This window comes from Methylopila sp. Yamaguchi, assembly GCF_002897035.1.
GTDB lineage: Bacteria > Pseudomonadota > Alphaproteobacteria > Rhizobiales > Methylopilaceae > Methylopila.
In genome coordinates this window covers 234583-259032 of sequence record NZ_BAUX01000002.1, presented here as the reverse complement: position 1 = coordinate 259032, position 24450 = coordinate 234583, and the positions used below count along the sequence as shown (strand labels likewise).

The window sequence follows — 24450 nt, the reverse complement described above, 5'->3', positions numbered from 1 at the left end:
GCATCAAACCTAGCCGTCCGACCACTTGACCAGGCGACGCCGCCCGTGCCGTTTGCGGTCGTCGTCGGCGGGGACGGGGGACGCCAAGCGAATGGATCTCGCGCACAATGCGCTGGTGGTGTTGATCGCGCTCGCGATCGACGCGCTGGTCGGCGACCCCGACACGGTGTGGCGGCGGATCGCCCATCCCGTCGTGCTGATTGGACGCGGCGTGGCGGCGCTCGACCGGAGGCTCAACCGGCTGGACCTCGACGAGAGCGAGCGCCGCAGGCGGGGCGTGGTCGCGATCACAATCGTGGCGCTGGCCGCGCTGGCGACGGGCGCCGTCATCGCCTGGACCCTCACGGGCATTCCCTTCGGCGTGTTCGCGGAGGGGGCCGTGGCGAGCGTGTTCCTGGCGCAGAAGAGCCTCTACCTCCACGTCGCCGCGGTGCGCGAGGCCTTCGCCGCCGGCGGGCTCGAGGCCGCCCGCAAGGCGGTCTCGATGATCGTCGGTCGCGATCCGAAGCGTCTGGACGAGGCCGGCGTGTCGCGCGCCGCGATCGAATCGCTCGCCGAGAACTTCGCGGACGGCGTGGTGGCGCCGGCGCTCTGGGGCGTGGTCCTCGGCCTGCCGGGGATCATCGCCTACAAGGCCATCAACACCGCCGACAGCATGATCGGCCACAAGACCGAGCGGCATCTCGCCTTCGGCCGCGCGGCGGCGCGGCTGGACGACTACGTCAATCTCGCGCCCGCGCGGCTGTCGGGCGCGATCGTGGTCGTGGCGGCGCTGCTGACGCGGCGACCCTGGCGGCAGGCTTGGACGGCGATGCGCCGCGACGCGCCGCTGCACGCCTCGCCCAACGCGGGCTGGCCGGAAGCCGCGACCGGCGGGGCGCTGGGCCTCGCGCTCGGGGGCCCGCGCAGCTACGGCGGACGTCTGGTCGACGATCCCTACATGAACCGGGACGGCGATTCGCAGGCGACCCCGCAGGACATCGCGCGGGCCCTCCGGCTCTACCTGGCGGCCTGCGCGGTGCACGCCGCGCTCTGGGCGATCGCGCTCGCGATCTTCATCTGAGGCTTTCGCGGCGGGCGATCGCAATAAGCGCCTCGACGTCGAGATGCGCTTCAAGGTGGTCGGCAAGCGCGTCGAGCGTCGCGTCCACCGTCGCGTCGTAGCCATAGGCCTCGCCGGTCCCGCCGAGCGCCTGGAGATAGGCGCGGCGGAAACCGTCGCGGGCGAAGACGCCATGCAGGTAGGACCCCGCAACCCGGCCGTCGGCCGAAAGCGCGCCCTCGAGCCTCCCCGCCACCTCGAACGGGGCGCGCGCCGTGTCCGGCCCGTCGGTGCGGCCCATGTGGATTTCGTAGGCCTCGACCTCCTCGCCGCTCGCGACATGGCGGCCCGTGACGAGCGCGAGCCGCTTCTCGGAGCCCAGCACGGTGTCGACTGTGAGCAGGCCGAGCCCCTGAACGGTTGCCGGCGGGCCTTCGACGCCGTCCGGATCGGCGATGGTGCGCCCGAGCATCTGGAAGCCGCCGCAGAGGCCGAGCACGCGCCCGCCGCGGCGGACATGCGCCCGCAGGTCCGCGTCCCAGCCCCAGGCTCTGAGGGCCGCGAGGTCGGCGATGGTCGCCTTCGAGCCGGGGAGCAGCACGAGGTCCGTGTCCGGGGGGAGCGGGGCGCCGTCGGTCAGAAGGGTCAGCGAGACGGAGGGGTCAAGCCGGAGCGGATCGAGATCGTCGAAGTTCGCGATCCGCGGCAGCGCGAGCGCGACGACGCGGATCGCGCCGTGGGGCCGGCCGGCGCGGGAGGCGAGGTCGACGGAGTCCTCCGCCGGCAGCTTTGCGGCGTCCGCGAACCACGGCGCGATCCCCAGCGACGTCCAGCCGGTGCGGCCCGCGATCACCCGGAGGCCTTCGTCGAACATGGTGACGTCGCCGCGGAAGCGATTGATCAGGAAGCCCTTTACGCGGGCGAGATCGGCCGGTGGCAACAGCGCGTGCGTGCCCACCAGCGTCGCGATGACGCCGCCGCGGTCGATGTCGCCCACCAGCACGACCGGCACGTCCGCGGCCTCGGCGAAGCCCATGTTAGCGATGTCCCCGGCGCGGAGGTTCACCTCCGCCGCGCTCCCGGCGCCTTCGACCACCATGAGGTCCACGCCCGCCGCGAGCCGGTTGTAGCTGTCGAGCACCGCCGGCATCAGGCTGGGTTTGAGCGCGCCGTAGGCCTTGCCGCGGTAGCTTCCGAGCCGTCGGCCCTGCACCACCACCTGGCTGCCGGTCTCGCTCTCGGGCTTCAGCAGAACGGGGTTCATGTCGATCAGGGGTTGCAGCCCCGCGGCGCGCGCCTGCAGCGCCTGCGCGCGGCCGATCTCGCCGCCGTCGACAGTCACGGCCGCATTGTTCGACATGTTCTGCGGCTTGAACGGCGCGACTCTCAGGCCGCGTCGCGTGAAGAGTCGACAAAGCCCGGCCACAATCAGCGACTTGCCGACGTTCGAGCCGGTGCCCTGCAGCATGACGGCGGGGGTGCGGCGCATGGTACGGATCCGGGGAACGGCGCTCGAGGCGGGGAGGCGCAGACCTCGCGTCATCCGCATCCGCGGTCAAGCCCGCGTGAAACTACGTACCCGCCCGAAATCAACCCCAGGTTAATCACCGCCAATCACTCTACCGCCGAGAGCCGGTGGAGCGGCGAGTGCTCCACACCCTCGCGGACGAAGACCGGGACGTCGAAAGACGCCTCAGCTTCGTCGTGCGCTTCCCACTTCCCCGTCGCGCGCCTTGAACGACGCGATGCGGATCGCATTCCCCCCAAGATCAACCGCGCCGCGACGACGTCGCCGGCCAAGGGCAGGTCCATGTCGATCTTTCAGACTGCATCCAGCGCGTCCGCCTCCGCGAAGCTCGCGGCGCTCGACCGGTCCCAGGCCACCATCGAGTTCGGGCTCGACGGGATCATCAAGGCGGCGAACGCCAACTTCCTGGCGGTGGTCGGCTACGGACTTGAGGAGGTTCGCGGCAAGCACCACAGCCTGTTCGTCGACCCGGCCGAGGCCGCGAAGCCGGCCTACCGGGCCTTCTGGGACGCCCTCGCCAGAGGCGAATTTCAGGCCGGCGAGTTCCGCCGCATCGCAAAGGGGGGCCGCGAGGTCTGGATCAACGGCTCCTACAACCCGCTGATCGGGCGCGACGGCAAGCCGATCGGCGTGATCAAGTACGCCTCCGACGTCACGGCGGCGAAGATCAAGGCGGCCGAGGACGCGGCCCAGCTCGCGGCGATCCGGCGCTCTCAAGCGGTCATCCGCTTCAACCTCGACGGCACCATCATCGAGGCGAACGAGAATTTCCTCGCCGTCACCGGCTACCGATCGGAGGAAGTGGTCGGGCGTCACCACAGCCTGTTCATGAGCGCGGAGGGCAAGGCCAGCCAAAGCTACAAGCTGTTCTGGGACGCTTTGGCGCGGGGGGAATACCAGGCGGGCGAGTTCCGCCGCCTGGGCAAGGGCGGCCGGGAGGTCTGGCTGCAGGCGAGCTACAACCCGGTGATGGATCCGGACGGCCGGCCGCTGAGCGTGGTGAAGTTCGCCATGGACGTCACCAAGGAGGTCGCGGAGCGAGCCCGGCGCGCGGCCGTTCAGGTCGCGATCGACGGCGACCTGAACCAGATCGGCGACCGCATCGCGGTGACGAACGGCGAGGCCTCGAGCGCGGCCGCCGCCGCGACCCAGTCCACCGCCAACGTGCAGAACGTCGCCGCAGGCGCCGAGGAGCTTGCGGCGTCCGTGTCCGAGATCAGCCGGCAGCTCGATTACGCGCTGAAGACCACCGTCGAGGCCGTCGAGGCGGCGAACCGCGCCTCCGACACCGCGGGCGGCCTTGCGAGCTCGGCGACCGAGATCGGCTCGGTGACGGAGCTGATCCGCGATATCGCAGCGCAGACCAACCTCCTCGCGCTCAACGCGACGATCGAGGCGGCGCGCGCCGGCGAGGCGGGCCGCGGCTTTGCGGTCGTCGCGGCGGAGGTGAAGAACCTCGCGGCCCAGACCTCCCAGGCCACCGACGAAATCTCCCGGAACGTCGCGACCGTCCAGAGCTCCACCTCCGGCGTCGTTGAGGCGATCCGGCTCGTGGTGGCGACGATCCAGCAGATCCACAACGCCTCCAGCAGCATCGCCTCGGCGGTGGAGGAGCAGTCCGCGGTGACGCAGGACATGTCGTTGAACATGCACGAGGCGGCGCGCGCCGTGGAGACGGTGACGGAAAGCCTCAACTCGATCGCGCGCTCGGCCGCCGACATCGACGTCGCGACGCAGCAGGTGCGTGCGGCCTCGCGCTCGATCGCCTGACGTCAACGTCAGCGCTGCGTTTGGTCGAAGCGCGCCGTCAGTGGACGTTCCCCGTCGCTCGGAATGACGGCCGGGATCGCCCTCCAAACAAGAAGGGCCGCGCGATCGCTCGCGCGGCCCTTCCTGTCGAGCCTCGAAGCTCACTTCTCGACGAAGGCCTTCTCGATCACGAAGTGCCCGGCTTCGCCGTGGTTGCCCTCTTCGTAGCCGCCGTCGACCAGCAGCTGGCGGGTGTCGCGGATCATGTCCGGGCTGCCGCACAGCATGAAGCGGTCGTTCTCCTTCGACATCATCGGGAGGCCGACGTCCTCGAACAGCTTGCCGGAGGCCATCAGGTCGGTGATGCGGCCGCGGTTGCGGAAGGGCTCGCGGGTGACGGTCGGATAGTAGATCAGGCCTTCGCTCACGAGCTCGCCGATCAGCTCGTCCTTCGGCAGGCCTTCGGTGATCAGCTCGCCATAGGCGAGTTCGCTCACTTGGCGGCAGCCGTGGACCAGCACCACCTTTTCGAAGCGCTCGTAGGTCTCGGGGTCCTTGATGATCGACAGGAACGGCGCAAGGCCGGTGCCCGTGCCGAGCAGGTAGAGGTTCTTGCCCGGCAGCAGATTGTCGAGCACCAGCGTGCCGGTCGGCTTCTTGCCGACGAGGATCGGATCGCCGACCTTGAGGTGCTGGAGGCGCGAGGTGAGCGGGCCGTTCTGAACCTTGATCGAGAAGAACTCGAGCTCGTCGTCATAGTTGGCGGAGACCACCGAGTAGGCGCGCACCAGCGGCCGGCCCTCGACCTCGATGCCGATCATCGTGAACTCGCCGTTGCGGAAGCGGAACGACGGATCGCGCGTGGTGCGGAAGCTGAACAGGGTGTCCGTCCAATGCTTCACGTGGGTCACGCGCTCTTCAAGATACTTGCTCATCGGTCTCTCGGTCTCTCAAGCTCGCGTCGTCAGGCCGCCGCCGGGTCGGACGCCCCGAACACGGCTTCGAGCTTGCCCGACGCCCCGTCCCAGACGGCGGCGTCCGCGGGCGGCTCGCCTTTCTCGGTCACGTTCGGCCAGACGGCCGCGTATTTCGCGTTGAGCGCGATCCAGCCTTGCAGGTTCGGCTCGGTGTCGGCCTTGATGGCCTCCGCCGGGCATTCGGGTTCGCACACGCCGCAGTCGATGCATTCGTCGGGCGCGATCACCAGCATGGTCTCGCCCATGTAGAAGCAGTCCACAGGACACACCTCCACACAATCCATATACTTACACCGAATGCAATTTTCGGTGACGACATACGTCATCGCGCGCCGCTTTCCAATGGGGATGAACGCAGATCGGTTCCGCTCACAGCGCGCGGAACACGTCCTGGCCCTCCAGGTTGATGGCGAGGCCCTGCAGGCCGTCGGCCGAAAGTTCGCCGCCCATGGCCTTCAGGCTCTCCTCGCGGATGAGCGACATCAGGCCCCGGCGCAGGGCCAGGAACTCCGACGACATGGTCATGGCCGGCAGGCGCGGGCGGGGCAGCGGCACCGTGATCTCGGCTTTGATCTCGCCCGGCCGCGCGGTCATCACGTAGATGCGGTCCGACAGGAAGATCGCCTCGTCGAGATCGTGGGTCACGAACAGCACCGAGATCTTCAGCCGCTGCCACATGTTGGTGAGGATCTGCTGCATGATCAGCCGGGTCTGGGCGTCGAGCGCGCCGAAGGGCTCGTCGAGCAGCAGGATGCGTGGGCCGGTGGCGAGCGCCCGGACGATGCCGACGCGCTGCTTCATGCCGCCCGACAGCCGGTCTGGGTAGTGGTTTTCGAAGGGGGTGAGCCCCGCGAGCCCCAGCAGCGTGCGCGCCGCCCGCGAGCGTTCCGCGCGGCCCATGCCCTTCATCTTCAGCCCGAACTCGACGTTCTCCCGCACGGTCTTCCACGGGAACAGCGAGTACTGCTGGAAGATCATGCCGCGATCGGCGCTGGGGCCCGTGATGGGCTCGCCGTCGACCGTGACGATCCCGCGCGTGGGCTTGAGGAAGCCGGCGAGGGCGTTCAGCAGCGTGGACTTGCCGCAGCCGGACGGGCCGATGATCGAGACGAACTCGCCGGGCTCCACCGTAAGGTCGACGCTGGAGACGGCGTCGGTCGCGCCGTCGGCGGTGTCGTAGGTCAGGCCGAAGCCGCGGACCTCCACGCGTCCCTTGGTGGTCTTCGGCGGCGCGTAGGCGGGCGCCGCGTCCGCGCTCGGCAGGAAGGCTGCGGCGGTCATCGCGCGCTCCATGGCATCAGGAGGCGGCCGACCAGCCGGATCGCCCAGCTCGAGGCGAGGCCGAGCACGCCGATCGCGAGCATGCCGAGCGCGATGTCGGAGTACTGAACCAGGCTGTAGGCCTCCCACGTGAAGTACCCGATGCCGAACTGGCCGGAGATCATCTCCGCCGCGATCAGCGACACCCAGGCGACGCCCATGCCGACGGTGAGGCCGGTGAAGATCTGGGGCAGGGTCGCCGGCAGGTAGACCTCCCGGAAGGTGGCGGCTTCGGTCGCGCCCAGGCAGCGGGCGGCGCGCACCAGCACGGGATCGACGGTCGCCATGCCGTGCAGGGTGTTGAGCAGGATGGGGAAGAACGAACCGAGGAAGGTGATGAACACGATCGACTGCTCGTTGGTCGGCCACAGCATGATCGCCATCGGCACCCAGGCGATGGCGGGGATCGGCCGCAGCACCTCGGTCACCGGGAAGACGATCTCGCTGAGAAGCTTGAAGCGTCCCATCATCAGGCCGAGCGGCACGGCGATGGCCGCCGCCAAGAGGAAGCCGTAGAGGATGCGCCGGCAGCTGATGGCGACGTGCTGGAAGAAGGTGGACGTCGCGAAGGCGGTCCGCGCGCTCTCCAGCACGTCGGCTGGGGACGGCACGTTCATGAAGCGGACGTAGAGGTTCACCCGGTAGGTGGTGAGCAGGTGCCAGGCCAGCACGAAGGCCGCGACCGAGAGCGCGCCGACGAGCACGGCGCGAATCTCGCCGCGGTGGCGGCGGACCATGCGAAGGAGGGGGGCCGGCCGCGGCGTCGTGGTGGCCGGGGCCGGGGCGGCCGTCACGCGAGCCGCCGGGGGAGGCGTCTCGCGGGACGATGGGAGCGCGGCGGTCTGCATGCGCCTCAACCCGCGGTCGCGGCGGTCAGCGCGTCTTCGAACGGCGCGACTTTGCCGCCGGACGTCGTGGCGAAGGCCTCGGCGTCCTGCTTCAGCATGAACGGGGTGACGCCCGCCTTCGGGTCGATCACGTAGAACGCCTTGTCGGCGAACAGCTTGATGCCCCGGGCGGCGTCGAACACGTAGGCGACGTTCATCGCCGTGCCCTTGGTCTGCATGTCGCGGTAGGCCGCGAGGGTGCAGGAGGCGCTGGAGAAGGCGAGAATGTCGCCGTCCTTCACCCAGATCTCTCCGGCTTTCCGCGGCTCCGTGATCGGCTTCTTGCAGAAGGCGTCTTCGCCGGTCACCTCGTAGTTCGCGGTGCTCGCAACGGCCGCGTCGTAGTCGAGGCCGCGGGCCTTGAAGGCGGCGCGGAGGTAGCCGTCATTGACCCAGGGGTCGACGTCGAACGGCGTCTTGATGCGGTCGAGGCTTTGCAGGACCTTCACGTCCTCCTTGGCGGCCGCGATCAGCGGCGCCTTGAGCGTGGGGTCGAGCGTCATGATGCCGCCCGGGCCGAGGAAGATGTAGACGACCTCCTTGTCGGTCCCGGTCCACTCAGAGATCTTCTCAGCGGCGCGCTTCGGATCGCTCTTCACCCACTCGTTGGCGTCGAGCACCGCCTGCAGATAGGCGTTGACGATCTCCGGGTACTTCTCGGCGAAGTCGGTGCGGGCGACCACGCCGTGCCAGGTCGGCAGATTGGTCTGCACGCCGTCGAACACCTTGCGGGCGAAGCCGCGGAACGGCAGCAACTCGGCGAAGGGCACGAAGTCGGCGTGCGCGTCGATCTTCTGCTCCTTCAGATTGGTGGAGCCGACCTCGGGGCTCTGGCTCACCAGCGTGAAGAAGTCCTTCGGCATCTTGGCGTCCTGCATCGCCTTCAGCAGCATGCCGTGGGCGGCGGAGCCGAAGGGGACGCTGACGACCTTCCCCTTGAGGTCCTGCAGCGCGAAGTAGGGCGAGTCCTTGTGGACCACGACCCCGTTGCCGGAGCCGTCGAGGTTGTAGGCCGCGACCGAGATGAGCTGGGTCTTGCTCTCGGGATTGGATTGGAAGGTGTAGCCGTTCACGACGAGCGGGTAGTCGCCCATGGCGCCGAACTGCAGCTTGCCGGCCATCATGCCGTTGGTGACCGGCGGTCCGGAGGTGAAGTTCTGCCAGTCGAGCTTGATGTCGAGGCCGGCGTACTTGCCGTCCTTCGGCAGATGCTTCTCGATCAGCTTGAGCTGGCGAAGCACGACGCCGGTGGTGACGGTGTTGGTCGTGGTGTCCTGCGTGCCGATGCCGACGACGAGCGTTTCGGCGGAGGCGGGCGCGGCGAGGCTGACGCTCGCCGCGAGCAGCGCGGCGAGCGAGGCCGCCGGGCGGGAGTGGGTCGGGAAGGCCATGGCTCACCTCGTTGGAAGCTGGGGTCATCCGCCGGGGCGTCCCGACACAGGGATGATCCAGCCCGAGGCCGCCAAGGATCAAACGGAGATGGCCGATCGCGGTTGATTAGTTGCCAAGAAAGAGGGCCAGCCTAAAAACGTGGCGCCTTGCAAGATCGGGGCGCGCCGGTGGGGCAGGGCGCTGGCGCGTCTGTAGCCCGGCAGTCGTCGCCGGGGCGGGCGAGGCGTTCCAGGACGAAGACAGGACCGCTTGTCGCGGCCCGACGGGACAGCGGCGCGGCGTCGAAGCGCTCCGCCCCTGCGATCTCCGGCGAGATCAGGCGTCGCCGCCGCTCTTCATCTGCGCCAGGACGTCGGGCTTGCGCAGCACGATCTGCGAGCGACGGACCTCCAGCACGCCTTGAGCGCTCATGCGCTTCAGGCTGATCGTGATCCACTGCCGCGTGGCCCCGACCATGTGGGCGAGGTCGGCGTGGGTGAAGGCGGCCGCGATCGTGACGCCGCCGCCCTCCTCCTCGACGCCATAGAGGTCGGCGAGGTGCAGCAGGAGGTGCGCCAGACGTTCGGTGATCGAGCGGGTGCCGAGCATCTGCGCCAGCGCGGAGTAGCACTTGCCCTTGAACGCGACGCCCTCGATGACGTTGACGGCGAGCGTCGGGATCTGCGTGACGAGCTCTTTCAGCGTGCGGCCGGGCAGGTGCAGCACGGAGCTGTTGCTGGCGGCCATGCCGGACCAGCAGTGCTGGCCGGCGCCGAACACCTCGGGACCGCCGACGAAATTGCCGGGGTACCAGTAGGCCAAAGTAATCTCGCGACCCGTGGGGGCAGCGTAGAACACGCGGATGCGTCCGGTCTCGATCAGCCAAATGCCGTCGTGCGGCGTTTCCTGGGTGAACAGCGTCGCGCCGCGGTAGAGCACCCTGCGACGGGCGCGCTCCATCACCAGCGCGGTCTCGCGCTCCGTCAGCCCATGGAGCATCGGCTTGGGGCCGCGCTCCGGGGCCTCGCTGTCGGCGAGCAGAAGCGCGGACGCGCGCGCCTGCTCAGCAGCCGCCTGCGGGCGGAGCTGGGGCGGCCAGGCCAGAGGGGCTGTCTGCTGCATCGCGGATCTCCCGACATCGCAGGTGGTGCGATGCAGCAGAGCATAGGATTGTTTTGATTCCAATCAGCTGCGGCGCGAGGCGCGGCTTCGTGACCGTCCCGACGCGAAAAAGCCGCCGGAGGGGCGCTCCGACGGCTGTCTCATTCCAAGCGTCGCTTCGCGTGGGATCAGGCCGCCTGGCAGCGCGTGATCGCCCAGCGGATCAGCTTGCGGACATCCGGATCCGGATCGTCCATCGCGCGCTCCAGCCAGGGCAGCGCGGCGGGAGCGGCGATCTCGCCGAGGGCCGCGGCGGATTCCTTGCGCAGGTTGGGGATCTCGCTGTCGAGGCCCCTGGCCAGCGGCTCGACCGCGCTCTCCGCCCGCAGCCGTCCGAGCGCGTTCGCCGCCTTTACGCGGACCTGCCAGGCCTCGTCGGAGAGGGCGCCGATGAGCGCGGTCGTCGCTTCCGGCAGCCGGATCTTGGCGGAGACGATCGCCGCCTCCTCGCGCACCTGCCAGTGCGGATCGGCGAGCCCCGCCACCAGCGTCGTCGCGCCCGGTCCGCCCGGCCGCACGAACACCAACGCGGCCATGGTCGCCCGGCGCACCGACGGGTCTGGGTCGGAGGCGGTCGCGATCAGCGCGGGCATGGCCTCCTCGGCCTTCAGCCAGCCGATGACGCCGAGCCCTTCGCGGCGGACCTCGGGGGAGGGGTTGCGTATCGCCTTGAGCGCCGCGGCCAGCGCGTCCGGCAGGGTGAGCTCGCGGAGGGCCCGAAGCGCCGCCGCCTGCACGAAGGGGTCGGAGTGCTCCGCGCGCTCGATCAGCAGAGGGCCGCAGGCGGGCTCCTTCTTGTCGGCGAGCGTCTCGGCCGCCGCGTGGCGCACCGCGTCGTCGGGGTCTTCGAGCGAGCCCACGAGGCCCTCGACGACCTCGGGACCGTCGTGTTCGTCGAGCGCCTTGGCCGCGGCGGCGCGCACCTGCGCGTCGGGGTCGCCGAGACCCTTCAGCAACAGCACGGTCGCTTCCGGGCCCACCTGCTCGGCGAGCTCCATCATGGCGACCCGCCGGACGCCGGCGTCGGGATCGGAGCAGCGCTCCCGGAGGTCGTCGAGATCGTCGTCGAAGGCGTCGAACACGGGCATGGATTGGAACTCCGGTGGTTCCGCGAAGCTCTCGGCCGTCATGCCCGCCGAAGCCGGGTATCCACGACTGCGACGCCGAACGCCGCGCCGGCCAAGTCGTGGATACCCGCCTTGCGGGCGGGTATGACGAAACGCTTCAGCGCAGCAGGTAGGGGATGTTGACCTTGACTGCGCCGGTCGGGCAGTCGGCTTCGCAGGGCATGCAGTACCAGCACTCGTCGTACTTCATGAACGCCTTCTTCCGACCCTCGTCGATCGCGAGGATGTCGAGCGGGCACACGTCCACGCAGACGGTGCAGCCCTTCTCGGCGATGCACAGGGCGTCGTCGATGACGACTGCGGCGCTTTTGGCCTGGGTGATGATCGGCATGGGTCTCGTCCTTACTCGGCCGCGGCCGGCGTCTTGACGCGGAGCTGGTGGTAGGCGGCCATCTCGTCGGCCTCGACGGCGACGACGTAGGGGTCGACCTCGCGCTTGGCGTGGGCCATCCGGCCCGCATCGTCCTTGTAGAGGACGGTGTGGCAGAACCACTCCTCGTCGTTGGTCTCGGGATGGTCGACGCGGAGGTGGTAGAAGCCCCAGCGGCTTTCGGTGCGGTAGAGCGAGGCCGCGGCGGCCATATCGGCGCAGTCCAGGATCGTCTGCATCTCGAGCGCGCGCAGCAGCTCATGCGGGTCGCGGGCGCAGAGCTCGGACAGGTCGTCGCGGATCTCCGCGAAACGGCGCTGCGCGATCTCCATCTTCGCCGTGACCTTCGGCGGCTCAAGGTAGTCGTTCACGAGCCGGCGGGTCTTGAACTCCATCTCGTGCGGCGTCAGCCCGTCTTCGCGTCGGGTCGGCGCCAGCACGCGCTCCCGCTCGGCGGCGAGATAGCCCTCGTCGTAGTCGGCGAGCTGGACGTTCGCGCAGTACTCGGCGGCGTCGCGGCCCGCGATGCCGCCGTTCACGAAGGCGCCGAGCATGTAGTTGTGGGGGACGCTCGCCATGTCGCCGACGGCGTAGAGGCCGGGGATGGTGGTGCGGGCGTTTTCGTCGACCCAAACGCCCGAGGCTGAGTGGCCCGAGCAGAAGCCGATCTCGGAGATGTGCATCTCCACAGGCCGCTTGCGGTAGTCGTTCCCGCGACGCTCATGGAAGCGGCCGCGCGAGGGCCGCTCGTTGGTGTGGAGGATGGTCTCGATCTCGGAGATGGTCTCCTCGGCGAGGTGGTCCATCTTAAGGTAGACCGGGCCGTTGCCGCTCTGCAGCTCGCGCCAGAACTCCAGCATCATCTGGCCCGACCAGTAGTCGCACTCGATGAAGCGGTCGCCCTTGTTGTTGGCGGTGTAGCCACCGAACGGACCCGTGACGTAGGCGCAGGACGGGCCGTTGTAGTCTTTGATCAGCGGGTTGATCTGGTAGCACTCGAGGTTCGCGAGCTGGGCGCCGGCGTGATAGGCCATGGCGTAGCCGTCGCCGCAGTTGGCGGCGTTCTCGTAGGTGCCGAACATGTAGCCGGAGGCCGGGAGGCCGAGGCGGCCGGCGGCGCCGCAGGCGAGCACCACCGCTTTGGCCTTCACCACCAGGAACTCGGAGGTGCGGGTGTTGACGCCGACCGCGCCGGCGATGCGGCCGTCCGGAGCCTTGAGGAGCCGGGTCGCCATGTAGCGGTTGGTCACCGCCACCTGCAGGCGGCGGAGCTGGCGGTACAGCACCTTCTTGACGTTGTGGCCTTCCGGCATGGGCAGCACATAGGTCCCCATGTGGTGGACCTTGCGCATGTTGTATTCGCCGGAGCCGTCCTTCTCGAACTTCACCCCGAGCTTGTCGAGGTACTGGATCATCGGGAAGGAGCCGGTGGCGTAGGCCATCACCGCCTTCTGGTTGACGATGCCGTCGTTCGCGACGGTGATCTCCTTCACGTACTGCTCGGGGGTGGCGTAGCCCGGGACGACCGCGTTGTTCAGGCCGTCCATGCCCATGGAGATCGCGCCGGAGCGCTTCACGTTGGCCTTCTCCATCAGCACGACCTTGAGGCCGGGGTTCGCCTCCTTGGCCTTGATGGCGGCCATGGGCCCGCCGGTGCCGCCGCCGATGACCAGAATGTCGGCCTCGATGATCTCGGTCTTGGTGTCGGTCATGGGGCGTCTCGTCTGTCTGGTGAGGGCGTGGCGGTCTCAGGCGGCGCGGGCGGGCGCAGGCGCCGCGGCGTCGCCGGCGGCCAGCCGACGGATGTAGGTCCAAGGGTAGATCCCGCGGTCGTGACCGTCGGAGAAGCTGAGATGCGCGGCGTAGCCGCCGATCAGCTTCACGTCGGTCGCGGCGACGGCTTCGAAGCGCGCGGGGAAGCGATCCTCGATCCGGGCGCGGGTGCACCAGGCGCAACGGCAGTTCAGGCGCAGCGTCTCGGCGGCGACGATCGCCTCCGCGCCGTCGCGGAAGGTCAGCCGCAGATCGAGCCCGCCACGCGCGACGGTCACGGCCTCCGGCGCATCGGCCGGGTCGAAGGGCGGCGGCGCGACCAGCGCGGCGAGGCCGTGATCCATGGGAGTTCGCTCCTGAACGCGATGTCCTTGATGTCAGGAGACAGGAGGGGGTGATCGCGCGACAGCAATTAGTTGCCGCATCGGCCCGTTTGGCAGGGGGCGCGGGCGGAGAGGCGCCGGGAGGGCCTTCCCGTCGCGCCGTCTGTCATGGCCGATCGCCACGAACGGCTGTTCAGCCGGCGCACAGGGCGGGCTAAGGTCCGCCCCAACGCGTCAAGAACCGCCAAGGGAGAACGGCATGCGTCAGATCGGTCATTTCATCGGAGGCCGTCGCGTCGAGGGGACGAGCGGGTGCTTCGCCGACGTCTTTCATCCCAGCACCGGCGACGTGCAGGCCCAGGTGGCGTTGGCGAGCGCCGCCGAGGTGCGCGCGGCGGTCGAGAACGCCAAGGAGGCCCAACGCGGATGGGCCGCCCAGAACCCGCAGAAGCGCGCGCGGGTGATGATGAGGTTCCTGGAGCTCGTGCGCGACGAGTACGACGCTCTGGCCGAGCTGCTCGCGAGCGAGCATGGCAAGACCGTGCCGGACGCCAAGGGCGACATCCAACGCGGCCTCGAGGTCGTGGAGTTCGCGATCGGCGCGCCGCACCTGCTCAAGGGCGAGTTCACCGACAGCGCCGGCACGGGGATTGACGTCTACTCCCTGCGCCAGCCGCTCGGCGTCGTCGCCGGCATCACGCCGTTCAACTTCCCGGCGATGATCCCGCTGTGGAAAGCCGCGCCCGCGCTCGCATGCGGCAACGCCTTCATCCTGAAGCCCTCCGAACGCGATCCCTCCGTCCCCATGCGGATCGCGGAGCTGTTCGTCGAGGCCGGGCTGCCGGCCGGCGTGCTGAACGTCGTCAACGGCGACAAGGCGGCGGTCGACGCCATTCTGGACGATCACGACATCAAGGCGGTGGGCTTCGTCGGCTCGTCGGCGATCGCGGAGTACATCTATGTCCGCGCCGCGCAGACGGGGAAGCGCGCGCAGTGCTTCGGCGGCGCCAAGAACCACATGATCGTCATGCCGGACGCCGACCTCGACCAGGCGGTCGACGCGCTGATCGGCGCCGGCTACGGCTCGGCCGGCGAGCGCTGCATGGCGATCTCGGTCGCGGTGCCGGTGGGCGAGAAGACCGCTGATGCGCTTATGGAGCGGCTGGTTCCGCGGGTGGAGTCGCTCAAGATCGGCCCCTCGACGGACGGATCGGCCGACTACGGCCCGCTCGTGACCCGCGAGGCGGTTGAGCGCGTCACGGCCTATGTGGAGAAGGGCGTGGCGGAAGGCGCCGAACTCGCCGTCGACGGCCGCGGCTTCAAGCTGCAAGGCTACGAGAACGGCTTCTATCTCGGTGGTTGCCTGTTCGACCGCGTGACGCCGGAGATGACGATCTACAAGGAGGAGATCTTCGGTCCCGTGCTCTCGGTGGTCCGCGCCAAGGACTACGAGGAGGCGCTGGCGCTGCCGACCACGCACTCCTACGGCAACGGCGTTGCGATCTTCACCCGCGACGGCGACGCCGCCCGCGACTTCGCGGCGCGGGTCGAGGTCGGCATGGTCGGCGTCAATGTGCCGATCCCGGTGCCGATCGCCTATCACACCTTCGGCGGCTGGAAGCGCTCGGGGATGGGCGACCTCAACCAGCACGGCCCGGACGCGTTCCGGTTCTACACCAAGACCAAGACCGTCACGTCGCGCTGGCCGAGCGGCATCAAGACCGGCGCGGAGTTCTCGATCCCGACGATGAAGTGAGCGGTGCCGTAGCCGGCTCGTCGTATGGCGAGCCGTGTCTTCTTTCCTGCGGCGGCTAACCCGCCGCAGGCGCCAGCGGCGTCTTGAAGATTTGGTTGCGCATGAGGTAGCTCGCGCCGTGGCGCCAGGACTCGTGGTTGTTGCCGCGGATGTCGACGCTGCCCTTGCGCACGACCGCGCCGGTCTTCACGTCGCGGATCTCGACGTTGATGTTCAGGATGAGGTTCGAGACCTTCTGGACGTAGCCCATCAGCGCGTAGTCCGCGCCGAGCGACTTGGCGATCTCGGCCGGGCAGTCGCCGCAGGTCCGCAGCACCTGCGCCTCGACCTGGGCCTTGGCGGGCGCCGTGTCCACCACCTCCAGCTTCTGGGCCTTAAGAAAGGCTCGGATTTGGTCCGTCACCTCCGCGATTCGCTGGGCCTCGTCGGCGCGCGGGCCGTTGAGGTCGCCTTCGGTGCTGGTGTCGTAGAGTTCGAAGTCGAAGGCGGCGACCTTCGGCGGGCCAGCTGTGGCGGCCGCGGTTGAGCTGGCGAGCAAGACCGCGGCGAGCAGGGCGCTCGTGCGCATGTGGATCTCCCGGGTTCAAGGGGCGTCTTCCGCACCCTCGATTGGAGAACCCGCGCCTGCGGCGTTCTGTTCCCTCCGCCGCTCAGGGCGCGACGGTGTCCGCCATCTGGGCACCGCGGGCGCCAAGGGGGCGCGGTCGCCCCGTCGTGCTGTCCACCGCGGTCTGGTGCTCGATCTCGGCGTTGAGCTCGCCGCCGAGCAACACCACGATGGCCGACATCCAGATCCAGGTCATGAAGCCGATGGCGGCGCCGAGCGAACCGTAGGTCTCGTTGTAGGTCGCGATGTTCTCCGCGTACCAGGAGAAGGCGAGCGAACCGGCGATCCAGAGCGCTGAGGCGAGCAGGGAGCCCGGCGTGATCCAACGCCATTTCGCGGGACTGCGGCTGGGCCCGAAGCGGTAGAGCGCCGACAAACCGAGGATCACCACCAGTAGCAGAGCGGGCCACCGGCCGAGCGAGAGCAGCGGCTCCACGCCGCCGAGGCCGACGTAGGACAGCACGATCGGGAGCACCACGACGGCGTTGAAGGCCAGCAGGACGAACACCAGCGCGCCGGCAGTAAACAGCAGCGACAGCAGGTTGAGCATCACGAAGGAGCGCTTCTCGCGCTCGTCGTAGACAACGTTGAGAGCGTCGAACATGGCCTTCATGCCGGCGTTCGCGCTCCACAACGCCACGACCAGACCGAAGGCGAAGGCGAAGCCCAGCGCGCCGTCGCTCTTCGTCACGATCCGCGCCACCTGTTCGCGCACGAAGCCGAGCGAGGACGCCGGCACCACGCCGGCGAAGGCGTCGAGATGACCGTCCAGCGTCGCGAGATCGGCGGTCAGGCCGTAGAGCGACACCAGCGCCACGATCGCGGGGAAAAGGGCGAGCAGAGCGTAGAACGTCACGCCCGCGGCGACCGCGAGGAGCCGGTCCTCGGTCATCTGCTGGTAGACCCGAAGAGCGATTTCCTTCCAGCCCTGGGGCGGGATGCGGGTCGGCGCGTCGGCCGTCTTGCCGCGCGGATCGGCCGAGCCGCGCGTTTCAGTCCGCCCGGCCGGCGCGTTCGCGGGCTCCTCCAGCGGCAGCCGCCCGGAGTGGGCGGGGACCGTTGCGCGGCGAGCGAGGGGCGGGGCGAGGTGCGGCCATTGCGCCATTGCCGCGCGCGCGACGGCCCCGATCGCCACCAGCGCAGCCCCCGCCGCCACCATGTCGGCGCCTGCGCCGCGTCCGCCCGTTTTCGCCATATCGCCCTCTTTTCGTCACGATCTCCAAACGCGCGCGAGGGCTTTCGGTTTCGCGACGCTGCGCCGCAGCGAAGGCGCTTCGCAATGCCGTGAAAGCGGCCGTCGGAGGGTTTCGCGCCCCTGGCCGGGATGACAGGTTGGTCGCCCGATCATCATCAGCGCGTTTGGAAAAGCCATTTGACGTCCGGACACTCGACCTTTCCGGCGGTCGTGCTCGCGTGCGCCGTCGCCGCGAGCTCGCCCGCCGCGGCTCAGCACAGCTGGCTCGCCGACTGGGCGTCGCAAAAGCAGGACGCCATCGCCGCGCCGGCCGAGACGAATCCCTTCGTGGATCCGACCCCGCTGTCCTTCTCCAGGATCGAGCTTCGCCGATCGTCCCGGTCGGAGCGCGCGCTCCAGGACGCCACGACCCGAGCCTATGAGCGTCTGATCGGGGCGAACACGTCGCGCAGCCTGCTCTGGACCGGCGTTGAGACCGCGAACCCGCTGACGAGGTCCGAGGACTATCGCTGGAACGCCCTGCAGGATCAGAATCTGTTCGAGGCGACGGTCCGCCGCGCGGTGACCGACGAATTGCAGGCGCTCGGGCTGACGAACGTGCGCCTCGGCCTGGCCAACCACGACATCGACCTCGACCGCCCGGAGAGTTGGGCGGAGCACGACGCGCTCATCGGCGACTTCGTTGGCGCCGGGATCAACGTCAGCCTGGACATGCATCATTTCGGGGTCGAGGACCGCTTCCGCACGCTGGGACCCGACGGCCGCACAGATCCGCGCGCGAGCTATTACCTGCATCCCGAATGGCCGGATTACTTCGCCCGGTTCGCCGGCGCCGCCTTCGCGCGCTACGGCGGCGCGATCAAGGCGGTGACGCTGGTGAACGAACCGGAGACCACCATCGGCTTCAACAGCGAGATGTGGCACGGCGGCTTTCCTGGCTGGGGATCGGCCGAGCATGACGTGATCTATGTCGAGCGCGCGTTCCAGGTGGCCATCGGCGCCGTCAAGGCGCGGATCGCCATCGAGGCCGAACGCCGCCGCCGGCCGCAGGACGTGGTGTTCATGCACACAGAGGCGGTGGTGACGAAGCCCAGCCGGGTGGCCTTCGACCGCGTCGTCCGCTTTTTCCCGAGCGACCTCATACTCGGTCACCGCTGGCTGATGGAGGCCGATCTCGTCCGCTTCGCCGCGGCGGCTCCGTCACGGCTCATCGCGGTCGCGCGGCTGAAACCCGAGACGTCGCACACCGCGCTCGATTGGCTGGCGCTTCACTACGTCGGAGCGGAGGAAGACCCGGTCGCGCAGGCCCGCGCGCGGGACCGTCTCGTCGAGCGGCTGCGCCTTCTCCGCGAGCTTCACGATGACTTGCGGCGCGCGTTCGGCAAGACGATGACGTCGGAGACGGTGTTCGCGGCGGACTACTACGCGCACAACGAGGACGCTGGGGCTGCGAGCGGCGCCTGGCTGTCGCCCGAGCCGCAGCTCTACGCCGCGCAGGTGCAATCCGGCGAACGGGTCGGGCTCTATCCCCTGCTGATGGCCTACTACGACCGCTACCGGCTGCCGATGATGATCGGCGAGACGGGCACGCCCTATTACAGCTACGGCGCGCGCTGGCATCAGCAGATGCTGCTCGAATGCGCGGCCGCGATGGAGCAGGGCGTGCCGCTGCTCGGCTACACGCTCTATCCCCTCTTGGACACCTGGGGCTGGGAGATGGGGCTGTCGCAGCCGAGGGCCGCCGCCGTGCACAATCCGTCAGGGGTGCTCGACCTCGACCGGAAGCCGAGGCCTTTCATGGAGGCGCTGATCGCGGCGCTCAGCACCCAGACCGCCGCGGCCCGGATCGATGCCACGTCCGACGTCCGATAGGCGCTCTCAGGCGCCCTCGGCCCGAGGAACCAAGGCCAGTCCCGGGCCCTGACCGGCGGCGTGGCGGTTGCGGCCGCCGGCCTTAGCCGCATAGAGCGCCTCGTCGGCGGTCCGCACGAACATCTCGGGGGTGAGCGCGCCGCGCCGCGTCGGCGACGACGAGGCGCTGCCGATGCTGACGGTCGCCACGCCGCCCGGCGCCCCGCCGTGCGCGATCCTGAGGTCCCGCACGCTCGACAGGATGCGGGCGGCGACCGACGCCGCGCCGTCCGCGCCGGTGTTCGGCAGGATCACGGCGAACTCCTCGCCACCGTAGCGCGCGGCGACGTCGCCCGGCCTGTTGGCGCAGGCGCGGATCGCGGCGCCGATCCGACGCAGCGCGTCGTCGCCCGCCAAATGGCCGAAGTTGTCGTTGAACGATTTGAAGTGATCCACGTCGATCAGCAGCGTGGACAGCGGAGCGCCGTCACGTTCCGCCCGGGCGCAGGCGGCCTTCATCTCATCGTCGAACCGCCGGCGGTTCGCGAGGCCCGTCAGCCCGTCCTCGTCCGCAAGTGACTGGAGACGCCCTTGCGCGGCGGACAGCCGTTCGGCGGTCTCGTTAAGCGTCGCTCCGAGCACGCGGATCTCGGCCGGCTGGACGGCTCCGATGCGCGTCCGGGCGGTGAGATCGCCCGCGCCGATCTGCTCGGCCGCGCCCGTCAACATGCGGATCGGACGGGCGAGCGTCCAGTATCCCAGCCCCCATGCGGCGAGCAGGGCGACAAGCGCGACGAAGAGCGCGATCGCAAGACGCTTCGCTGCGATCGCCGCGGCGTCTTTCAGGACGGCGTCCAAAGGCGCGCCGACGACGACGACTGGCCGGGACAGCCCCTGGATGCGGAGAGGCGCGAAGCCGACGATCTCGTCGACGCCGTTGAGCCCGCGAACCTCGGCCGATCCTTCGTAGCGCGCCCCGACGAGGGCCGTGAGCAAAGGATGGCCCTCGACCGACGCGTTGATGAGGCGACGAAGCGCGCCGGAGCCGGCGACGACCTTCCCGTCGCGCGCGTCGATGACGGACACGCTGCGGGCGCCGCCCTGATCCGACTGGTCCGCAAGATCGCTCATCGCGCCGAGATCGATCGACGCGAACAGCATCCCGTCCACGGCCGCGCCGTCCTTGGCCGTGGGCGTCGCCACGGCGATCGTCGGGCGTCCGGTGACGCGGCCCACCACCAAGCGGCCGATCAGCGTGTCGCCCGGGCGTCCGCTCAACGCCCGAGCGAGCAGTTCGACATCCGTAAAGCGGACACGTTTGTCCAGCCTGCTGTGGCAAACGACGTCGCCGCTCCGGTCGACCACGCCGATCGTCATGAACTGCTTGTTGCGGTCGGCGGCTCTGGCGACAAGTCCGCCGCATTCGGCCGGACCGGCGGCGTCGATGCCGGCGAGCGTGGACAGCGTCGAGAGCAGCACGACGGCGTCGTCGAAAACCTGGGACTGTCGTTCGGCGACGAGACGCGCGGTGGCGCGCACATCGTCCGCGGCGCGCTCGATGGCGAGCCGGCGATCGTCGATCGCCCCTGCGATGAGCAGGGCCAGCAGAGGCAGGACCGCGCCAGTGACCAGAACGATCAGTCTGGAGCGAATGCCGAAAACGGACAGGATGTGCTGCAGGCGCACCGGCGATCTCTCGTGACGTTTCGATATAGACCGGGACCGTTCGCCGTTTTCTTAACGGGCTTGGGCGCAAACCGACGCGGCGCGCCGCAGCGCTCCGGGCGGCGCAGCGCGGACAAGCTTCACCGTTCGTTAAAGATTCTAGGAAAACTTCGGGCTTGGTTCTCAGCCCCGGTTGGGACTGGAGCCGGCCGTGGGCGTGTTGTGTCCGCGGCTCGCGTCTCTCCGTTGGCCGCGCTGTGCGGCCGCGTAGCACGGAGCTTGTCATGGCCGCCTCGTCGCGCCGCAATCCGCTTGTCGTCCTGATGCTTGCAGGCCTCGCCCTCGCGATCGCGGGCTGCTCCTCCGATCGCGCGCGGCGCGTGAAGACCGGGTCGGTGTCCTACGCGACGGTCAGCCTGATGAAGGAGCGCGACATGCCGCGGCAGGCTCCGATCCTGATCCGCGTGTTCAAGGAAGAGGGGGTCCTCGAGGTCTGGAAGCAGGAGAGGGCGGGGCACTACGGCCTTCTGCGCTCCTACGAGATCTGCAAGTTCTCGGGTAAGCTCGGTCCCAAGATCCGCGAAGGCGACCGCCAGGCGCCCGAGGGCTTCTACGAGATCTCCGCGAAGAGCCTGAACCCCTTCTCGCGCAACCATCTCGCCTTCGACGTCGGCTTCCCCAACGCCTTCGATCGCTCCCTCGGCCGCACCGGCAGCCATCTGATGGTGCACGGCGGCTGCAAGTCGGTCGGCTGCTACGCCATGACCCACAAGAACATGGAGGAGATCTACGGGCTCGTGCGCGAGGCGCTGCTGAGCGGCCAGACCAGCGTGCCGATCCAGGCGTTTCCGTTTCGCATGACCGAGAGCAACATGCTCCGGCACGCGGACAACCCGAACATGCCGTTCTGGGTCATGCTGAAGGAGGGCCACGACATGTTCGCGGCGACCGGTCGCCCGCCGCGGGTCGGCGCCTGTCCCGGCCGCTACGTGTTCGCGCCCGCCGGCCGCGCCCTCGACCCCTACGCCTGCGAGGCCCAGGCGAGCCTCGCCGCCGACCGGTTCGCCGCCGCCGACCGCTCCTATGCGGCGGAGCCGGCGTACTACGAGCCGCGCTAAAGCCTTACCCCCTCGGCGGCTGCGGCTTCGGCGGCGGCGCGTCCAGGACGTCGCGGATCCGGGCGGCGAGATCGGCGTAGGTGAACGGCTTGGTGATCAGCTCCACGCCGACGTCCAGCCGCCCGTGGTGCACGATCGCGTTGCGGGCGTAGCCGGTGGTGAACAGCACCTTCAGGTCGGGCCTCAGCGCACGGGCCTGCTTCGCGATCTGTTCGCCGTTCATGTCGCCGGGCAGCACGACGTCGGTGAACAGCAGGTCGACGCGGCTCTCCGGGCGGGCCAAGAGCCGCAGCGCCGACGATCCGTCGTAGGCCTCGAGCACGCGGTAGCCGAGTTCGCGGAGCACCTCGACCGAATACATCCGCACGTCGTCGTCGTCCTCCACCACGAGGACCGTCTCCGAGCGCGAGCCTTCAGGCACGATGGTCTCGGCGACCGCCGCCTCTTCCAGCGTCTCGCCCACGAGGCGAGGAAGATAGATCTTCACGGTCGTGCCTTCGCCGACCTCGGAATAGATCTTCACGTGTCCGCCGGACTGCTTCACGAAGCCGTAGACCATCGACAGCCCGAGCCCCGTGCCCTTGCCCACCTCCTTGGTGGTGAAGAAAGGCTCGAAGGCCTTGGCGAGGGTCTCCTTCGTCATGCCCGACCCGTTGTCGGACACGCTGAGCGCGACGTACTGGCCCACCGGCACTTCGAGGTGTTCGGCGGTGTAGGCCTTGTCGAGATGGGTGTTCGAGGTCTCGATGGTCAGCTTGCCGCCGTTCGGCATCGCGTCACGGGCGTTGACCGCCAGGTTGAGGATCGCCGCTTCGAGCTGGTTGGGGTCGGCCTCGACCCGCCACGCGCCCGCGCCTTGGACGGTCTCGAGATGGATCGTCTCGCCGAGCGTTCGCGCGAGCAGCTCCGCCATTCCGGTGACCAGCCGGTTGGCGTCGATCGGCTGAGGCGCGAGCGGCTGCCGGCGCGAAAAGGCGAGGAGCCGCTGCGTCAGCATCGCGGCGCGGTTCGCGCCTGTGGTGGCGTTCTCCGCCGCGCGGCGCAGGCGGCCAAACTCCTCCGGCAGGTTGCGCCTGAGGATCTCGAGGTTGCCCACCACGACCTGCAGCAGGTTGTTGAAGTCGTGGGCGACGCCGCCCGTGAGCTGGCCGAGCGACTCCATCTTCTGCGCCTGCCGCAGCGCGTCCTCCGCGGTCCGGCGCTCGGCGATCGCGGACGCGACGCGCGCTTCGAGCGTCTCGTTCAGCTCGCGCAGAGCCGCCTCGGCGGTCTTGAGATCGTGAATGTCGGTGCAGGTGCCGTACCAGCGGACAATCGCGCCCGTCGCGTCGCGCACGCACTGCGCGCGGCCGATGACCCAGCGGTACTGCCCGGACCGGTGCCGCAGCCGGTACTCGATGTAATAGGGCGCGCCCGTCTCGAGCGAATGTCGCCAAGTGGACCAAGTGCGCTCCTGGTCCTCGTGATGAAACATGCCGGTCCACGCCGCGCCGTCAGTGGAGCCGTACGGCGCGCCGGTGAACTCGTACCAGCGGTCGTTGAAGTAGTCGTGATAGCCGTCGGCCTGGGTCGACCAGATCATTTGGTCGATCGAGTTGGCGATCGCCTGGAAGCGCGCCTCGCTCGCGACGACGAGCTGCTCCGCGCGCGCCTGCTCGACCGCCGCCCAGGTGCGCTCCGCGGCGCCCGCGACGATCTCGACCTCCTCGTCGCTCCAGAACCGCGGCGCCGCGGCGTGGAGATAGAACACGGCGCGGGGGGCGCCGTCCTTGACCAGCGGCACGGCGATCATCCCCGGCGCGCCGAGGCGGTCAAAGGCCTGCTGGCCGCTCTGCGCGACCGCGTCCCCAGCGACGTCGTCGATGCGCAGGACGGCGCCCGACCGCAGCCTCTCAAGCAGCGGCTGGCCGAAGGCCGAAAGGTCGTGGCGGCCAGCGAGGCTCGGCATGACGCCGTCGGTCCAATCCTCGTCGATGACGAAGCCCCGCGCCTCGTCAACGATCTCGGCGTAGCCGGCGCGGCCGCCGCCCAGCTTCCGGCCCACCAGCTCGGCCGCGGCGCGCTTGACGCTGATCGGGTCGGAGTGGGCGCGCAGACGATCCGACAGCTCGACCAAGAAGTTGAGACGCATCTCGGTGAGCACGCGCCTGGTCTGCTCGCTGACGATGCAGAGGATGCCCGCGACGGCCCCGGCCTCGTCGCGCACCGCCTGGTAGGAGATGTCGAACCAGACGGTCTCGGGGCGCTTGCCGCGCTCGATGTAGAACGGGCGGTCCTCCGCGTGGAAGGTCTCGCCGGTTTCCCGCACGTTCCGCAGCAGGGGCTCGAGATCGTCCCAGAGCTCGCTCCAGTTCTCGCGCGCCGGCCGGGTGAGGGCGCGCGGGTGCTTGTCGCCGATCGTCGGGGCGTAAGCGTCGTTGTACAGCGCCAGGTAGTCGGGGCCCCAGAACAGCACGATCTGCGCCCGGGCCGACAGCATGAGTCCGACGGTCGTCCGGAGGCTCTGGGGCCATCCCCGCTGATCGCCCAACGGCGTCGCCGCGAGATCCATGCCCCTGAGCATGGTCGCGACCTCGCCGCCAAAACCGCGGAGAGGATCGGAAGCGAACGAGCCATCAGTCATCGGCGAC

20 protein-coding genes are annotated in these 24450 nt (G+C 69.2%); 5 read left to right on the top strand and 15 right to left on the bottom strand.

The window, feature by feature from the left end; all coding sequences use genetic code 11:
- The first annotated feature begins 91 nt into the window (after positions 1-91).
- Positions 92-1063: an adenosylcobinamide-phosphate synthase CbiB gene (cbiB, locus tag METY_RS03355; protein WP_103119972.1), complete on the top strand. Its 972-nt coding sequence runs from the start codon at positions 92-94 to the stop codon at positions 1061-1063.
- On the opposite strand, the gene METY_RS03350 is transcribed toward cbiB, so the two are convergent.
- Positions 1056-2531, bottom strand: coding sequence for a cobyric acid synthase (locus METY_RS03350; protein ID WP_103120139.1), 1476 nt, complete (start codon positions 2529-2531; stop codon positions 1056-1058). The genes cbiB and METY_RS03350 overlap by 8 nt on opposite strands.
- Positions 2532-2852: 321 nt before the next feature.
- Between METY_RS03350 and METY_RS03340 the strand changes: the two genes are divergently transcribed.
- A complete protein-coding gene (locus tag METY_RS03340) occupies positions 2853-4340 on the top strand; it encodes a methyl-accepting chemotaxis protein (protein ID WP_103119970.1) in 1488 nt (495 codons plus the stop codon).
- 140 nt (positions 4341-4480) lie between these two features.
- On the opposite strand, the gene METY_RS03335 is transcribed toward METY_RS03340, so the two are convergent.
- From METY_RS03335 to METY_RS03290, 10 genes are all read right to left on the bottom strand, one after another.
- Positions 4481-5254 (bottom strand): ferredoxin--NADP reductase, encoded by a 774-nt coding sequence (locus METY_RS03335; RefSeq protein WP_103119969.1) that lies wholly within the window; start codon positions 5252-5254, stop codon positions 4481-4483.
- Positions 5255-5283: 29 nt separating this feature from the next.
- Positions 5284-5622 carry a ferredoxin FdxA gene (gene fdxA / locus METY_RS03330; protein ID WP_024816382.1) on the bottom strand — a complete coding sequence of 113 codons (339 nt, stop codon included), beginning with the start codon at positions 5620-5622 and terminating at the stop codon, positions 5284-5286.
- A gap of 43 nt (positions 5623-5665) precedes the next feature.
- Positions 5666-6577 carry an ABC transporter ATP-binding protein gene (locus METY_RS03325; protein WP_103120138.1) on the bottom strand — a complete coding sequence of 304 codons (912 nt, stop codon included), beginning with the start codon at positions 6575-6577 and terminating at the stop codon, positions 5666-5668.
- Entirely contained in the window at positions 6574-7464 is an 891-nt protein-coding gene (locus tag METY_RS03320; RefSeq protein ID WP_103119968.1) for an ABC transporter permease, read from the bottom strand. Before METY_RS03320 ends, METY_RS03325 begins: the two co-directional genes overlap by 4 nt.
- A 5-nt stretch (positions 7465-7469) precedes the next feature.
- Positions 7470-8894 (bottom strand): ABC transporter substrate-binding protein, encoded by a 1425-nt coding sequence (locus METY_RS03315; RefSeq protein WP_200819584.1) that lies wholly within the window; start codon positions 8892-8894, stop codon positions 7470-7472.
- Positions 8895-9210: 316 nt separating this feature from the next.
- Positions 9211-9996: a Crp/Fnr family transcriptional regulator gene (locus METY_RS03310; protein WP_103119967.1), complete on the bottom strand. Its 786-nt coding sequence runs from the start codon at positions 9994-9996 to the stop codon at positions 9211-9213.
- 167 nt (positions 9997-10163) lie between these two features.
- The gene (locus tag METY_RS03305; protein WP_103120136.1) at positions 10164-11123 is read right to left on the bottom strand and encodes a HEAT repeat domain-containing protein; all 960 of its coding nucleotides are present in this window, start codon (positions 11121-11123) and stop codon (positions 10164-10166) included.
- 136 nt (positions 11124-11259) lie between these two features.
- Positions 11260-11493 carry a 4Fe-4S dicluster domain-containing protein gene (locus METY_RS03300; RefSeq protein ID WP_103119966.1) on the bottom strand — a complete coding sequence of 78 codons (234 nt, stop codon included), beginning with the start codon at positions 11491-11493 and terminating at the stop codon, positions 11260-11262.
- An 11-nt stretch (positions 11494-11504) separates the two neighbouring features.
- Positions 11505-13244 (bottom strand): fumarate reductase/succinate dehydrogenase flavoprotein subunit, encoded by a 1740-nt coding sequence (locus tag METY_RS03295; RefSeq protein WP_103119965.1) that lies wholly within the window; start codon positions 13242-13244, stop codon positions 11505-11507.
- A 36-nt stretch (positions 13245-13280) separates the two neighbouring features.
- A complete protein-coding gene (locus METY_RS03290) occupies positions 13281-13649 on the bottom strand; it encodes a DUF971 domain-containing protein (protein ID WP_103119964.1) in 369 nt (122 codons plus the stop codon).
- A 238-nt stretch (positions 13650-13887) separates the two neighbouring features.
- Between METY_RS03290 and METY_RS03285 the strand changes: the two genes are divergently transcribed.
- A complete protein-coding gene (locus METY_RS03285) occupies positions 13888-15384 on the top strand; it encodes a CoA-acylating methylmalonate-semialdehyde dehydrogenase (RefSeq protein WP_103119963.1) in 1497 nt (498 codons plus the stop codon).
- Between the two features lie 55 nt (positions 15385-15439).
- Here METY_RS03285 and METY_RS03280 read toward each other — a convergent pair whose 3' ends face one another.
- Positions 15440-15952 (bottom strand): DUF3280 domain-containing protein, encoded by a 513-nt coding sequence (locus METY_RS03280; RefSeq protein ID WP_103119962.1) that lies wholly within the window; start codon positions 15950-15952, stop codon positions 15440-15442.
- 82 nt (positions 15953-16034) lie between these two features.
- Entirely contained in the window at positions 16035-17186 is a 1152-nt protein-coding gene (locus METY_RS03275) for a YihY/virulence factor BrkB family protein (protein ID WP_103119961.1), read from the bottom strand.
- A 177-nt stretch (positions 17187-17363) separates the two neighbouring features.
- On the opposite strand from METY_RS03275, the gene METY_RS03270 reads away from it, so the two are divergent.
- Complete coding sequence (locus METY_RS03270; RefSeq protein WP_103119960.1) at positions 17364-19058, top strand: hypothetical protein; 1695 nt, start codon at positions 17364-17366, stop codon at positions 19056-19058.
- A 6-nt stretch (positions 19059-19064) separates the two neighbouring features.
- Here METY_RS03270 and METY_RS03265 read toward each other — a convergent pair whose 3' ends face one another.
- Entirely contained in the window at positions 19065-20723 is a 1659-nt protein-coding gene (locus METY_RS03265; RefSeq protein ID WP_103119959.1) for a sensor domain-containing diguanylate cyclase, read from the bottom strand.
- A gap of 263 nt (positions 20724-20986) precedes the next feature.
- Between METY_RS03265 and METY_RS03260 the strand changes: the two genes are divergently transcribed.
- Positions 20987-21820: a L,D-transpeptidase family protein gene (locus tag METY_RS03260; RefSeq protein WP_103119958.1), complete on the top strand. Its 834-nt coding sequence runs from the start codon at positions 20987-20989 to the stop codon at positions 21818-21820.
- Positions 21821-21824: 4 nt separating this feature from the next.
- Here METY_RS03260 and METY_RS03255 read toward each other — a convergent pair whose 3' ends face one another.
- A complete protein-coding gene (locus tag METY_RS03255) occupies positions 21825-24443 on the bottom strand; it encodes a hybrid sensor histidine kinase/response regulator (RefSeq protein ID WP_103119957.1) in 2619 nt (872 codons plus the stop codon).
- Between the last annotated feature and the right edge of the window lie 7 nt (positions 24444-24450).